10 protein-coding genes, 2 tRNA genes, 2 rRNA genes and 2 pseudogenes (1 of these 16 running past the window's edge) are annotated in these 14,284 nt (G+C 57.2%); 6 read left to right on the top strand and 10 right to left on the bottom strand.

What is annotated here, in order from left to right; translation table 11 throughout:
• The first annotated feature begins 133 nt into the window (after positions 1–133).
• The 4 genes from BF95_RS19570 to BF95_RS27535 all read left to right on the top strand — a co-directional run bounded on the left by BF95_RS19570 (position 134) and on the right by BF95_RS27535 (position 1,982).
• A complete protein-coding gene (locus BF95_RS19570; protein WP_043153680.1) occupies positions 134–493 on the top strand; it encodes a hypothetical protein in 360 nt (119 codons plus the stop codon).
• A gap of 266 nt (positions 494–759) precedes the next feature.
• Positions 760–1,068, top strand: a complete 309-nt coding sequence (locus BF95_RS27540; protein ID WP_161774353.1) for a hypothetical protein — start codon at positions 760–762, stop codon at positions 1,066–1,068.
• 4 nt (positions 1,069–1,072) lie between these two features.
• On the top strand, positions 1,073–1,258 hold the full coding sequence (locus BF95_RS19560; protein ID WP_152542843.1) for a hypothetical protein: 186 nt from the start codon (positions 1,073–1,075) through the stop codon (positions 1,256–1,258).
• The gene (locus BF95_RS27535) at positions 1,251–1,982 is read left to right on the top strand and encodes a hypothetical protein (protein WP_152542841.1); all 732 of its coding nucleotides are present in this window, start codon (positions 1,251–1,253) and stop codon (positions 1,980–1,982) included. The genes BF95_RS19560 and BF95_RS27535 overlap by 8 nt, the downstream gene beginning before the upstream one ends.
• Before the next feature lie 480 nt (positions 1,983–2,462).
• Here BF95_RS27535 and BF95_RS19550 read toward each other — a convergent pair whose 3' ends face one another.
• From BF95_RS19550 to BF95_RS19535, 4 genes are read right to left on the bottom strand one after another with little or no spacing between them, the layout of a single operon-like run.
• A complete protein-coding gene (locus BF95_RS19550) occupies positions 2,463–2,696 on the bottom strand; it encodes a hypothetical protein (protein WP_043153670.1) in 234 nt (77 codons plus the stop codon).
• A 48-nt stretch (positions 2,697–2,744) separates the two neighbouring features.
• The gene (gene tnpC / locus BF95_RS19545; RefSeq protein WP_037477692.1) at positions 2,745–4,100 is read right to left on the bottom strand and encodes an IS66 family transposase; all 1,356 of its coding nucleotides are present in this window, start codon (positions 4,098–4,100) and stop codon (positions 2,745–2,747) included.
• Positions 4,101–4,112: 12 nt separating this feature from the next.
• Positions 4,113–7,550, bottom strand: coding sequence for a DEAD/DEAH box helicase (locus BF95_RS19540; protein ID WP_200867013.1), 3,438 nt, complete (start codon positions 7,548–7,550; stop codon positions 4,113–4,115).
• Positions 7,550–8,503 (bottom strand): aminotransferase, encoded by a 954-nt coding sequence (locus tag BF95_RS19535; protein WP_235209876.1) that lies wholly within the window; start codon positions 8,501–8,503, stop codon positions 7,550–7,552. The genes BF95_RS19540 and BF95_RS19535 overlap by 1 nt, the downstream gene beginning before the upstream one ends.
• A 546-nt stretch (positions 8,504–9,049) precedes the next feature.
• Here BF95_RS19535 and BF95_RS29625 point away from each other — a divergent pair.
• Both BF95_RS29625 and BF95_RS29620 read left to right on the top strand, forming a co-directional pair.
• Positions 9,050–9,424, top strand: a pseudogene (locus BF95_RS29625) (recombinase family protein); the annotation flags it as partial.
• Positions 9,425–9,589: 165 nt separating this feature from the next.
• A pseudogene (locus BF95_RS29620) lies at positions 9,590–10,102 on the top strand (recombinase family protein); the annotation flags it as partial.
• Positions 10,103–10,249: 147 nt separating this feature from the next.
• On the opposite strand, the gene BF95_RS29615 reads toward BF95_RS29620, so the two are convergent.
• The 6 genes from BF95_RS29615 to BF95_RS19505 form a co-directional block, all read right to left on the bottom strand.
• Positions 10,250–10,480: a hypothetical protein gene (locus BF95_RS29615; protein WP_235209875.1), complete on the bottom strand. Its 231-nt coding sequence runs from the start codon at positions 10,478–10,480 to the stop codon at positions 10,250–10,252.
• 3 nt (positions 10,481–10,483) lie between these two features.
• Complete coding sequence (locus BF95_RS29610) at positions 10,484–10,648, bottom strand: hypothetical protein (protein WP_235209874.1); 165 nt, start codon at positions 10,646–10,648, stop codon at positions 10,484–10,486.
• Positions 10,649–10,700: 52 nt separating this feature from the next.
• Positions 10,701–10,777: transfer RNA gene (locus BF95_RS19520), tRNA-Met, on the bottom strand.
• 105 nt (positions 10,778–10,882) lie between these two features.
• Positions 10,883–10,997: ribosomal RNA gene (gene rrf, locus BF95_RS19515) — 5S ribosomal RNA — on the bottom strand.
• A 156-nt stretch (positions 10,998–11,153) separates the two neighbouring features.
• Positions 11,154–13,948: ribosomal RNA gene (locus tag BF95_RS19510) — 23S ribosomal RNA — on the bottom strand.
• A gap of 284 nt (positions 13,949–14,232) precedes the next feature.
• Positions 14,233–14,284, bottom strand: a tRNA-Ala gene (locus tag BF95_RS19505) (it continues 24 nt past the right edge of the window).

Here is a 14,284-nt window from a genome sequence, read left to right as displayed (position 1 = left end):
GATGGTTTGAAAATCGTTAGAGACATCGTTGAAACGGCTGAAGGTCAGATCGTGCTTCAGGATCCCAAGTCCGGGTTCTCGACTTGCTTGCGCGTCCTCGTTCCAGAGGCAAGCGATGAGGAAATCCCATCAAATGCCTACTAAATATATCTGTCTCGATGACGAAGTTGAGAAGGTGAAGCCGATCGTCCAGGTGCTTGAAGCGGCACATCCTGATCTTTCAATCGAAATCAGGTCGCCATACAAATTCGATGAGGAAGTCCGTCAGCTGACCAAATTTGATTATGATGGTCTTCTGCTGGACCTACGGCTTGATCGTGCAGCTGATGCCGATGGCCAGCGGGTCAACTACCGCGCGCTGGCGCTTGCTCAAGAGTTGCGAACCAGGATGACGGAAGACGGGCGCGGCCGACCTATGGTCCTCTGGTCGGTCGATGACAATTTCAAGCTGTCCTATGACAAGGATGAAAACGAGCCACGACCTTTTTTTTGACAAAACAATATTTACAAGGTCAACATCACCAAAAGATGCCAGCAATATAGCGACCGAGATGATCGATCTGGCAAACGGCTACAAAGCGATAAGCGCAACGCGATCGAAAACTGTCAAGAATCCGTACAGCCGACTGATAGATCTGCCGTCGGCGTTCGAGATTCTCGATCCACGGATAGCTCAGGGAATCGCCGACGATCGGGCATATCCGGCTCATGTTTTTTGCGCGATCGATCTTGCGAAATCTCATTTTCGGCAATGGCCCGTTGATCGATGAGCGCACCCCTGCTCTGCGGCTCGGGATCGATATTGAGAAGTCTGAAGACTGGGCAAAGCTGCTCGACAAGTTCGCCAAGCCAGCAAAATACACTGGCGTGTTTGGTACCGCGTGGCCTCGTTGGTGGATGCACAAGATTGTTGAAGCTTGGTCTGCCTTAACCGATGAAGGCGCCTCCAACGTATGGAGGCTGAGCAACGTGTCGCGTTGTCAAAAGAAGCTTCTCAAACTTCCCAAGTTTGGAGGCCGCTATTCCCATCGCAGAGGATTACGACCGGCGATACTGGTATGTATGTAAATTCTTGAAGGCGCCAATTTCACACGCCGACGCCGTGCAGCTGTTCGTCGATCGGAGGGAATGGCAAGACGGTGTCTATGCGTCCGTGCAGGCGATCCTCGATCGTCTGCACAAGGCGGACGGGTATGAAATCCATCCGTTCGAAAGAGGGCGGATAGAGGACCTGATGCAGAGCCTGAAGAATGGCTAAGAATAATTACTGGGATGACCGCAAGAAAGCAGCGACAGCTCTTCGGCATCTAGGAACTATCCTATCGCGCAACGGAGTTTGCGTCGATACGTCGCCGATCAGCCGGGCAGCTGATCAATGTGGCTCAAATACCTCACAGCGGGATGATCGTTGGGGTTACGACATTTCAAACCTCGTCTTCAACATACCGGTTCCGAAGGGGACTCTACCGACTACTCTGCAGAAATTTCGGGCCGAATTGAGCGTTTCGGTGGCCGGGCAATTTTCAGCCGACATATGCGACCAATTCACTAAGCTTGAGGTTAACCTAGAGAAATTTGCCCAAGGGCAAAATGGCGCAAGTTTGCAAGCAGCTTGGCATTTTGATCGACATATTATAGACGTAAAGAAGGAAGACCGACACAATACTGATGACATCCACCCGCTCTACCACTTCCAATTTGGTGGTTCTCGGATGACGAGGATTCATCAGCGGCTTGGCGACACCCTACTTCTTGATCCACCGAGACTAATGCATCCTCCTATGGACGGGATTCTTGCCATAGACTTTGTGTTGGCGAATTACGCGGGACAAGTGTGGAAGGCGCTTAGGGGAGATGAGCAATATAAACGACTCGTAATCCCTCAATTTGAGAAGATCTGGAAGCCTTATTTTAGTGGAGTAGCGGAAAGTTGGATAAACCCACGAAATGACATATCTGGCTATCTTTGCCCTTTTATCTAGAGCGCTGCGTGTCTTGGTATATTTATTACGGAAATCGGTTCATTTTTGTTGGTCCCAAGTTGATGCTTGAGTGTCTGTGTTGGGTCGAACTTGGTGGTGGGAACCAAGACGAGCGGACGTCTACCGTCCCATTTTTACGCTACGAGCCGATGGCCAGGACTGATCTCGATCTCGCGCGGGACAAGCGAAGGTCCGCTTACGCCTATCGGCACGCCCGAAGCCGACTTTCAGGAACGTCCGCTTCCGGGGAATGGAAAGGCGACCGGGAAGGATTACAAAGGGTCGATTTGCGGAGATCAAAGGCCGTAAACCGGGACTTTACGGTCATTCCCGCGAGAAGTTTGCAGCGGCAGCTCCACTGAAACCCGACACCCCAGCTTTCGCCTGACCGGCCTCGCACCGCGACGGCAACTGCGACTCGGCCATAATAACAAAAATCATGGAGACGCCGGCCACCATTTCGGAGTGGCTTCGCAGGGATCACCGACGCCCCGAGGGGGCGAATGCTCGGCGCACGGTAGCCTGCCCCGCTGCATCGAGCACATAGTCATTGGCAAGATCCGATCGGTCATATAGCCCAAACCCGTCAGGCGACCTGGCAAGCTCGTAACCAGACGCATCGAGCCAGATGACTTCGTCCACGCTGGCCATCGGCAGGACATTGTAGCGTTTCATGGCACCGGTCGTCCCGGTCAGCTCGGCTTCCTCCGGCATAGCCTCGGCGCGCGTAATTGCTCACGGGGTCGGCAATTGGTGGGCTGATCAGGCGACCATGAATCTGCCGTCGACGAGTTCGCGGATGGCTACGAGGGCCGATTTGCCGCTGAGACGAGCGGTTCCGGTGACGGATCGATATCCAGCGTGGATCTGGGCGCCCCAGTCGGACCGGAAGCCGTTGGTGACCTTGCGGAACACGACTGAGGGGCGGATCTCGCGCTCTGATATATTGTTGGTCGCAGGGACGTTGCGGTTGGTGAGGAAGATGAAGAACTTGCTTCGCCAAGCCTTGATTTGTTTGAGCAGAACACGTCCCGCAGGGTGCGCGACAGGCATCTGTACCAGGCGGGTCAGCAGATTGTCGGCCTTCGCAGCGTAGGCGGCCAGCGTTGTGTCCTTCAGGCTGCTTCGTCGCTTGCCGATGCGGATCGCCCAGCGCAGGTGGTCGCGGACTTTGGGGGCGAAGGCGGTATCCCCGCAGTCGATGGCATACTGAACATCGCGCAGGACATGCGCGAGGCAGACCTGATGCTCCTTGCCCAGTTCCTGCTGTCCAGCGTAGCGATCGGAGACCCACACATCAGGTTGGTGGCCGCCCAACACCTCCTCAGCAACACTGCGCGCCCGGCGCGGGGCGATCTTGTGCAGAACCGCGTCTTTCGAGAGGAAGACCCATTGCCAATGGGCAATGCCGTTGGTGCGCGTGGACGTCTCATCGGACGCGATAATCTTTGCCGTGAGCAACTTGTCGGTGATCGCCTTCGTGGCTGCTGTCATTCCGGCCTCCATACGCCTGAACGCGTTGGCGATCGCCCCTTGGGAGATCGTGAGGCCAAACAGCTCCGCAGCAATGCGCGAAAGTCGCTCGAAGCTGACATGGTGGCTGTGATGCAGATAGGCCAGCAGCGAGCGGATGCCGGGGCCAAACGGCGTGCCCGGCTCCATGCCCGCCGGTGCTGCGGCACGGTAGCGACGGCCACATCCCCCGCAGCGCGCACCAAACAATTCGATGCGGGTCACAATCGGACGGATCGGCGGCAGGTCGATATGATCGTAGCGGTGGCGGCAATGCTGGGCCTGCGAGGATATATCGGTCCCGCAATGGCAGCAGCTTGCCGCCATGATGCGTTCGGTTTTGTCCGGCGTCTCGGTCAATGGGCGGTGCTTGCCTTCGCGCGGCGGGCGCTTGCCAGCCTTGGGCTTACCGCCTTTGCCACCGCGCTTGCCAAAGTCGTCCTTCGATGGCGGAATATGCGAATTCCTGGATGTCTTGCGCGGCGTGCCGACCAGGGATTCCAACTCAGAAATCCGCGCTACCAGTCGCTCGATCATCTCGTGCTGCGCGAGCAGCAACTCGTTCTTCTCGGCTTCGGTCAGCACATGAAGCGGCGGCGGTGACATCCGTAGGGTGAATCAGCCAATCGACCTCCGCGCAATACTTTTCTGCCAACCCCGTGAGCAATTACCGGCGCGCTCCCGTTCGCGGGCAGGCAGGCTCCGTTCCCAAGCTAGAAACTGCTGGGGATCGAGAAGGTCTTCTGAGGTCGGCGCGTCGATCTCCTCGCGGAGCCAATCCTCGAATTCGGGCCTTAGTGCTTCAGCATCCTCACGCGTCTTCGCGCGTCCCTGCGCCAACGCGAAGGCGACAAAGGGGTCGAGCGTTCCCCAGCGCAGCAACTCGCGCGCCCAGAAGCCGAACCATGGGAGTCCCGTTGTCGCCTTCCATTCGGCAAGTGAAGGAACGGCGAGCGGATCACCGGCACCAGCAGTCCATCTCTGCGCGACGACCGCGCCGATCGCGACCCCCAAGCGAAACTCCAAATTGTCGGCGACGAAACGCTGGCGGGCGCGAAGGTCGCCGGCCTCGGGCACTTCTCCGCCTGGCGCGCGCATCCACCAACTCAATACGTCCGTCCATGACTCGAGAATCTCGCGATCACCGACCGTATCGCGCACGCGGAAGCCGAAGCCCCGATCCACCCTCAAAAGTTCGCCGAGGGCCTCGAACCGCGCCCGCCGCTGCGCTGGGGTTTCGGCACCATAATCGACGGCAGCCGCGAGCAGGTCGGCGATTGTCGGTGCGATCGCCTCGAACCGCCTGCCCACATAGGGCGAGAACCCATATTGGTAGAGCCGCCGGCGTTCGTCTGCGTTAGGATAGATGTCCTCGACGATCGCGCGTCCGCGCCGAATAACGGCCTGTTCAAGCCATGCTTCCTGCGCTGCCGCAGCAACAGTGAATGTCTTTTGCCAGAGTGCGGCTAGCTTGGCCTCGGCCTGTGGTCCGTCAAGATCCGGACCGAGCAAGCTGAGCTCCTCCAATGCCGTCATCACGAACGCGTCTAACTCGTCGACTGTGTCGGCCAGCCGGGCAAACCCATCGGTTGCGCCAGTCCCGGCATCATCGCTGATCTCGCCGGGTTCGACCTGTTCGAGCCAGTCGAGGAAGTCATCGTCGGTCAGGTGCCCGAAATAGTGCCGCGCCTTCTCGCGCAATTCGCTCAGAAGCATCGCGAGCGGACTAAGCGTTGCGTCGCCCCCCAGTTCGTCGAGACGAAGCTTTTCGCGCAGCAGGTCATAGTCCTCGCGCAACGCGTCCATCTGATTGCGTTGAGTTTGCTTCTGGCCGTTCGCAGTCGTGGCGATCGTGGTGGGCAGTGCGATCAGCGTTAGCCCTTCCATCCCACGCGTCGCGCCAGGCCTGCCGGCGCGACCGGCGAGATTGCGGAACTCCGCCGGCGTGTAGGGTGTGATGACTGGCTGCTGCTTGACGTTGTCATAAGCGCTGCGCTTGAGCGAGGTGACGAAGATGATGTCGAATGGCAGATTGACGCCTTCAGTGAGGGTCGCGGTCGCAACCGTGATCGGACAGATCTTGTTGTCGATCAGCGCTACCATCAACCGCCGCAGCCGTTGCGGCATCTGCCCGTGGCTGGTCGCTATCCCGCGATCGAGCAACCGCACCTCATAGGAATCCGGCCCGCAATAATCGACGCAGGCTGCCCGGGATTCTGCGAACAGGTCACCGCCCCTGCCGTCTGGCGGCACGAAAGCCGGCAGCCCCTGCCAAGCCGGGAGGTCGAAGGATTCCGCATACCATCCCATCGTCTGTTCGGGCTGCTGGGCCAGCGAAATGAGGATTCGGCGATCAGACGCGGCGAGGTGTAGGGCCGTCCAAAGCACGGTCACCTGATTGAAACGGTTGAGGCTAGATCGCATCTGCGGGGGCAACTGCGTCATCGGCGGGATGGTGAGGTTGAGGTAGACTGCGGCATCACGGCCCTGCACATAGAGCGGCCGCCCGTTCATAAGCTCGAGCAACATCGTGCTGCGCCGCTCCGAGGCGGTCTCGAGCACACCGATCACTTGCCGGGTACTGCGATAACGCGTGCCGATCGCTGCTGCGTCTGTGGTGCCCTCCATCCACCGTGCCACGGGCCCGGCAGCACCGCCGGCGACGGCCGTAAGCGCGATGCGAACGATGTCGGGCGCTTGGGTAAGCAAGCGTGCGACAAAGCTTTCAAGCCTGAGCGATCGGCTGCTGTGATCGGCGAAGTCGCTTCGACCGCTTTCCGTATCCTCGGGCAGGACCTGATGCGCTTCATCGACAATCAGGAGCTTTAGGCGGCTGAGCAGCAGTGGCGCGAGATAGCGCATGAGCGCATCAGCCTTTTCAACCGTGGCGATGAGCACGGTCGGGCGGTCGGCGTTCAGCCAATAGTCCGTGATGCCCCAGTCGGCGCCGCCATAGAGGCCGGTAACGATAAGATCGCGGCCGAGTTCAGAGGTCAGTTTCGCCTCGACCTCACCGGCGAGCGCGCGCGACGGGACAATGTAAAGGGCCAACGGCACGATCTCGCCATGATCGCGCAGCAGCAGTTCCTTCACGAGGCCGAGATTGGCGACGAGCGTCTTGCCCGATCCGGTCGGCGTGCAGAGCGCAAAGGAAGAGTTTTCGAGCAGGCGGGTGAGACCAGCGCGCTGCGATGACCACAATATGCCGCGACCCCGCGAGAATTGGTCACGCGCAAACGCAAGCATGCGCGGCATGCGATCGAGGTTGAGTTCGCCAAGCATGCGGACCGACCGATAGATGCTGGCGTCGGCAAACCGTTCGCCGACCTGCCGCAACAAGCTGATAAGCAGCGAGACATCGTCGCTGAAGGTTCGCACGGCCATGGCGTCGAGGGCCTTGAGCTTCGCAGCGGCCTTGGCGAGGCGGCCATCGTCCCCGCGCCGGATCGAATCCGCAAACAGCCCAAGCGCGCGAACGAGTTCGACTGTGAAATACCAGCTGAGCCGGTCATCCTCGTCCTCTTCGAGGATCCGGCGGGAAGAACCAGCGTCAGTAAGGTCGCCATTCTGATCCCAGAAAGCCATCGCATTGACGAGCACGGCGTCGAAATCGGCCTGAACGAACGCGGCAAAAAGCTTCGCGCCATCTTCCTCGAGATCGAGCTGTTTGAGAAGACCAGACGCCATTGCTGGCAGACCGCCGAGCTGGAAGGCAGCGCCGGCGAGTAGCTCGATCGGCGCGATAGTCCGGATGTCGTCTGCCGAGCGCGCCAGCCATTCGAGGATCTCTCCGGCACGCCGGTAGCAGTCAATCGCGCGCGGCGCCTCATGGCCTTCGATCTCTGCAAAGATCTCTGCTGCCTGCAACAAATTTCGTGCATCCGCCAGCTGGCCTTCGGAATCGCCGCGGTTCCAGCCGATCGTATCGACCTGCCAACCGATCTGGAGGCATCGGACATAAGAGCGCGCCTGATTGGCAGATATCTCGTTTTCCAGCGCCAGTCCGATACGGGCGCCGTTGGCGATCTCAAGCCGCTGCGGGTCGTTCGCCGGCATCAGATTGCCCAGAGGGCGTCATAGACGCCATCGATCAGGTCGTCGCCGTCGTTCAGAATGAGCTCGACCACCTGTAGGTCATGCGGAGCCGTGTATTCCTCGGGCACTGCCTCCCACGGGATCAGAAATGTCTTGGACCTGCGGCTGGGCACATCCCCGCCCGAGATCATGATTAGGTTGGTCCGCGGCAGTGGTTCAGCATTCCTTACGACCAGCACGCGGTCGAGCTTCGTAATCGCGGCGGAATAGCCGTCAGGGTCGATTTCGCGAAGCAGGCGCTGCAGTTGTCGTAAGCCGTGCGGCGCTGGGATGTCCCGATTGATCTGGAACCAAATGCCCTTGCCGTCGTGCTCAAGCTCCTCGGCATCCGGGTTCTTCTTCTTTTTGCCGTACATCAGCTCGGCAACGACGGCCGGCTGGAGCTTCTTTCGCCATTTGGCTTCACCCGCGATGAAGCGTTCTATATCGCCCTCGTCATTCAACGCGAGCGCGAGGAAGTCGGAGCCACGCCTGCCGTAGACCTCGCGCTTGCGTTCTTTATCCCGGACGAGCGCGAACAAATAAGCTTCCGCATCCTCGTGATAACGAAATAGGAAGACCGGGATCGTCCATTCATGGCTACCGATATAATCGTAGTGCTCAGTAAGCATGCCGGCCATGACTTCACCGAACAGGCCACGTCGCGTGATCGACGGCAGGCAGGTCGGATAAGTGATATGCACTGCGGGGTTATCCGCGTCGGGGTGAAGCTCGATGCCCATCTGTTCGTGAAAAAACGCGCGGGCATCTGCATGCGCGGATTCGAAATAAGACACGAAATCGGCGATCAGATCATCGTCGCAGTAGCAATCTTGCTCGAGCAACAGATGACCGTAATTATCGACATCGCTCGGATAATCCTTAAGCCATCGTTTCAGCGCAGCGTTCGGCGGTGGGCAATTGTGCAAGGTCAATGTCGAAACTCCCCCGCGCCGTCTGTATGGAAATCGGGCACCAGCATGAAGCATTAAATGGATCAAGTTGCGACATATTTGCTTTGACCCCGCCCAGCCCTGACAACCACTGCCTATTGGCGTAATGGCAGTCCCTTTCTTTGCTGCCTTTATCAGCCACCCCTTTAGGTTGCTCCGATCTTCGTCCAAACAACCGGAATTAGGGCGCCTTGCTGTCCGACAGCTGCCGAACGTGCGAATGATCGGTTCCAGCGCAAGGCAATGTTCCTGCAGCCGCATCGGAACGGCGTGAGTTGGTCGACTCCCGCCAGATTAGCAGAAAACGAACGGCACACGTGAAATGAATATATTCCGACGATTAACCGAATAGAACCGACGGCAGCACGTCGCGAGGGTCGATTGATCACGATCTCGAAGCCCTGCTCATCCATGTTGGCCGACTGCAGGACAGCATAAAGCCGCGCTCTAATTTTGATTTCTTCCTCAGATTGGCAAGCATGGTCAAATCTGTAGACTAACCCCAAAGCTCATCTCTGGAGACTCCGAATGCCCCGCGTAGCGCTGTATGCCCGCTATTCCGACGACAAGCAGAGCCCTGCATCTATCGACGACCAGTTTTTGATATGCCGTGAGCAGGCGGCGCGCGAAGGCTGGCGGATTGTCGCCAATTACAAAGATGCCGCGATCTCCGGCGCGAGCGTCATACTGCGTCCGGGCATCCAGTCACTTTTGCACGATGCGCAGATGGGGCGCTTCGACATTCTGCTGGCCGAGGCGTTGGATCGGGTGTCACGCGACCAAGCCGACGTCGCCACGCTCTACAAGAATCTCCAGTTCGCCGGCGTGAAGATAGTTACCCTGGCAGAAGGTGAAGTTTCTGAACTGCATGTCGGCCTCAAGGGCACTATGAACGCGCTGTTCCTCAAGGATCTTGCGAAGAAGACCCATCGCGGTCTGCGCGGCCGCGTCGAAATGGGCAAATCGGGTGGCGGGCTTTGCTTTGGCTATGACGTCGTGCGGCGCTTCTCAAGCGAAGGCGAACCGGTCCACGGTGAGCGCAGCATCAATGCCGCGGAAGCTGAAGTCATTCGCCAGGTTTTCCGACAGTTCGCCAATGGGCTCAGCCCCCATGCAATTGCCTGCCGTCTGAATGACTCCGGGATTTCAGCCCCAACGGGCAAGCTGTGGACATCAACCACGATCCGCGGCCACGCCAAGCGCGGCACAGGCCTCCTCAACAATGAGCTGTATATCGGCAAACTTGTCTGGAACCGGCTGCGCTATCTGAAGAACCCGCAAACCGGCAAGCGCGTCTCCCGCATCAATCCCAAATCCGAATGGATTGTGACCGAGGTTCCTGACCTACGGATCGTGGATGACGAACTCTGGCAGGCTGTGAAGGCAAGGCAGGAGAATATCGCGATCCAATATGCCGATGTCATCGAGGCAACCCGCTCCGCCCATACAGCTCTTAATCGAACGCATCGCCCAAAAAGCCTTCTTTCCGGCCTGGTTTATTGCGGCTGCTGCGGCGGTCCTTATTCCCTTCGCGGGCAGGGGCGGTTTGCCTGTTCGAACCATGGTGATACGAAAAGCTGCTCGAACGGGCATAGCATCACGCGCGACAAACTCGAAGCGCGCGTCCTTGATGGTCTGCGCGATCGCATGATGACCGCCGAGGTCGCGGCAGAGGCCATTCGGACCTACGTCGAGGAGAATAATCGCATCAACCACCAGCGCCGCGCGTCAGAGATCGCCGATCGAACCGACCTGCAGAAAGTCCTCAAGGCGATCAAAGGCCTTGTGACACTCGCGAAAGAAGGCAAGGGCACGCGCGCGCTTGTCGATGAGCTTTTGGAGCTGGAAGCGCAGGAGGATGCGATCCGCGCTCGTTTGGCTGCGGCCCCTGCTGACGTGCCTGACATCCACCCCAACATCTCTGAGATTTATCGGCGCAAAGTCGAGCGACTGACTCACGCACTATCGCAGCCGGAAGAGCGCCAGGAAGCCGCCGATGCGTTGCGGGCGCTGATCGAGCGGATCGAGCTTACGCCCGGCGCGAAGCGCGGTGAGGTCAACGCCATGCTCTACGGTGAGTTTGGCAGGATCCTGGAGTGGATCGAGCAGCGTCGAGTGGCCGAGCATGCACAAAGCCCCGGCGCTTTGGCGTCGGGGCTTTGTGGAATGTCGGTTTCGGTGGTTGCGGGAGTAGGATTTGAACCTACGACCTTCAGGTTATGAGCCTGACGAGCTACCGGGCTGCTCCATCCCGCGACACTGGTTGCCCCTTGGTTTTGGGGTAACGCAAAAAAGGCGGCTTTGGGGCCGCCTTTTTTGACAAGGTGAATGGGTTTTTGCTGATTTTGCGCGAGCTTCAATGCCTGGCGACGCCCTACTCTTCCAGTGCTTGAGCAATAGTACCATCGGCGCAGACTGGTTTCACGGCCGAGTTCGGGATGGGATCGGGTGGGTCACAGACGCTATGGTCACCAAGCAATGAAGCTGGCGCAAAATCAGGGTTTATAATCGATACCGTGCACATATTTAGTTTTGATATTCTGGCTGGCCTAAGAACTACGCCATCTTATTCGAACAACTGTTGCCAGTGCTGTCATTGATGGTGGGACTCTGCGGTTCATTGCTGAACCGTTTAAGCGCGAACAGAGCAATTAGGACTGGTTAGCTTCATGGATTACTCCACTTCCACATCCAGCCTATCAACGTCGTGTCTACGACGGCTCGATGAAATCTTATCTTGAGGGAGGCTTCCCGCTTAGATGCTTTCAGCGGTTATCCCGTCCATACATAGCTACCCAGCTGCGCTCCTGGCGGAACGACTGGTACACCAGAGGTATGTTCAACCCGGTCCTCTCGTACTAGGGTCAACTCCTCTCAAATTTCGACGCCCACGGCAGATAGGGACCAAACTGTCTCGCGACGTTCTGAACCCAGCTCACGTACCACTTTAATTGGCGAACAGCCAAACCCTTGGGACCTGCTCCAGCCCCAGGATGTGATGAGCCGACATCGAGGTGCCAAACGATTCCGTCGATATGAGCTCTTGGGAATCATCAGCCTGTTATCCCCGGCGTACCTTTTATCCGTTGAGCGATGGCCCTTCCACGAGGGACCACCGGATCACTATGACCGACTTTCGTCTCTGCTCGACTTGTCAGTCTCGCAGTCAGGCGGGCTTATGCCATTGCACTCTAACAGACGGTTTCCAACCGTCCTGAGCCCACCATCGCGCGCCTCCGTTACTCTTTAGGAGGCGACCGCCCCAGTCAAACTACCCACCACAGAGGGTCCCTGTACCGGATAACGGTACGAGGTTAGACATCAGAAAACAGCAGGGTGGTATTTCACCTATGGCTCCACATCAACTGGCGTCGATGCTTCAAAGCCTCCCACCTATGCTACACAGCTCTTTCCTAATGCCACTCTGAAGTTGCAGTAAAGGTGCACGGGGTCTTTCCGTCTAACCGCGGGTACTCCGCATCTTCACGGAGAATTCAATTTCGCTGAGCATATCCTGGAGACAGTGGGGAAGTCGTTACGCCATTCGTGCAGGTCGGAACTTACCCGACAAGGAATTTCGCTACCTTAGGACCGTTATAGTTACGGCCGCCGTTTACCTGGGCTTCAATTCAGTGCTTGCACACCTCCTCTTAACCTTCAGGCACCGGGCAGGCGTCAGGCCCTATACGTCGTCTTGAAGCCGACTTAGCAGAGCCCTGTGTTTTTGCTAAACAGTCGCTACCCCCTGGCCTGTGCCCCCCATAAGAGCTTGCGCTTATATGGGGCCTCCTTCTTCCGAAGGTACGGAGCAATTTGCCGAGTTCCTTCAGGATACTTCTCTCAAACGCCTTGGTATACTCTACCATTCCACCTGTGTCGGTTTAGGGTACGGTCTATACGGAGGGGCTATTTCCTGGGACACCTTCCCAGCCTGGAGCAATCCAATAAGCCCAGACCAGTTACGGCATCCGTCACACACCTCCAGGCCCACGAATATTAACGTGGTTCCCATCGACTACCCCCTTCGGGCTCGTCTTAGGGGCCGGCTTACCCTGCTCAGATTAGCTTTAAGCAGGAACCCTTGGAATTTCGGCGACAGTGCATCTCACACTGTTAATCGCTACTCATGTCTGCATTCGCACTTCCGATACCTCCACGACCCATTACCAGATCGCTTCAACGGCCTACGGAACGCTCCGCTACCGCGTGATCGTAAACGATCACACCCTAAGCTTCGGTGCATCACTTTAGCCCCGTTACATCTTCGCCGCAGGATCTCTTATTTAGACCAGTGAGCTGTTACGCTTTCTTTAAAGGATGGCTGCTTCTAAGCCAACCTCCTGGTTGTTTTGGAAATCCCACATGCTTTCCCACTTAGTGATGACTTGGGGACCTTAGCTGTAGGTTAGGGCTGTTTCCCTTTTGACGACGGACCTTAGCACCCGCCGTCTGTCTGCCGGACTAGACTCGTTGGTATTCGGAGTTTGGTTAGTGTTGGTAGATCTCGCGACCCCCGCAACCATCCAGTGCTCTACCCCCAACGGCAATCATCCGACGCTCTACCTCAATAGATTTCGCGGAGAACCAGCTATTTCCCGGCTTGATTGGCCTTTCACCCCTAAGCACAACTCATCCGACAATTTTTCAACATTGAACGGTTCGGTCCTCCAGTGCGTGTTACCGCACCTTCAACCTGGTCATGCATAGATCGCCGGGTTTCGGGTCTAATGCATCAAACTCTRTCGCCCTATTCAGACTCGCTTTCGCTGCGCCTACACCTAACGGCTTAAGCTTGCTTGATACACTAAGTCACAGACCCATTATGCAAGAGGTACGCGGTCAGATCTCAAGGATCCTCCCACTGCTTGTAGGCATCCGGTTTCAGGTACTGTTTCACTCCCCTCATCGGGGTGCTTTTCACCTTTCCCTCACGGTACTGGTTCACTATCGGTCATGTACGAGTATTTAGGCTTGGAGGGTGGTCCCCCCATGTTCAGACAGAGTTTCACGTGCTCCGCCCTACTCGAGTCCTGATGCTTCAYTTTCACATACGGGGCTGTCACCCGCTATGGCGTGCCTTTCCAGACACTTCTGTTAATTAAGCACCAGGCACTGGCCTGGTCCGCGTTCGCTCGCCACTACTAACGGAATCTCGGTTGATGTCTTTTCCTCCGGGTACTGAGATGTTTCAGTTCTCCGGGTTCGCCTCACCAAAGCCTATTTTATTCAGCTTAGTGATACCTCTCCCATTTAACACGGATCCTGTTTTAACGCAGGACCAGTCTTAAATGGTGAAGGTGGGTTGTCCCATTCGGAAATCGCGGGATCAAAGCTTGCTCACAGCTCCCCCACGCTTATCGCAGCGTGCCACGTCCTTCATCGCCTGTACATGCCAAGGCATTCACCAGATGCCCTTACCTCACGCTTGAGAGTCCACACCACCAACGACAGCACTGGAAGATGATCAAGTGCTTGAATGTCGTTCGATACGGTATGGTTATTAAACTCAGCCAGATAATCATTTTAGTGTACGACTTGTCGATCGACCTTCATCCGCCCAGCCTTGCGGCCAAACGCATAAAAACCAATCCCATGTCGCCACGGCATCGATTAAAAAACCCATTCACAATGTCAAAGAGAGGCGCTTGCGCCTCATATTGCCGGACGTGTCCGGCAAACTGCTGTCTTCATCTCTGGAAATATCGAGGGGATGGTGGAGCCTATCGGGATCGAACCGATGACCTGATGCTTGCAAAGCAACCG

Source organism: Sphingobium sp. Ant17 (genome assembly GCF_000588875.1).
Taxonomy (GTDB): Bacteria; Pseudomonadota; Alphaproteobacteria; order Sphingomonadales; family Sphingomonadaceae; genus Sphingobium.
Note: the sequence above shows the minus strand (reverse complement) of the source record. Positions and strands in the feature narration are given on the sequence as shown.

Bases quoted from the DNA above. Each gene is read 5' to 3' on its own strand.
- BF95_RS19570 (WP_043153680.1), top strand. From the start codon at position 134: ATGCCTACTAAATATATCTGTCTCGATGACGAAGTTGAGAAGGTGAAG.
- BF95_RS27535 (WP_152542841.1), top strand. From the start codon at position 1,251: ATGGCTAAGAATAATTACTGGGATGACCGCAAGAAAGCAGCGACAGCT.
- BF95_RS19550 (WP_043153670.1), bottom strand. From the start codon at position 2,696: ATGCCGGAGGAAGCCGAGCTGACCGGGACGACCGGTGCCATGAAACGC.
- tnpC (WP_037477692.1), bottom strand. From the start codon at position 4,100: ATGTCACCGCCGCCGCTTCATGTGCTGACCGAAGCCGAGAAGAACGAG.
- BF95_RS19540 (WP_200867013.1), bottom strand. From the start codon at position 7,550: ATGCCGGCGAACGACCCGCAGCGGCTTGAGATCGCCAACGGCGCCCGT.
- BF95_RS29610 (WP_235209874.1), bottom strand. From the start codon at position 10,648: ATGCTCGGCCACTCGACGCTGCTCGATCCACTCCAGGATCCTGCCAAA.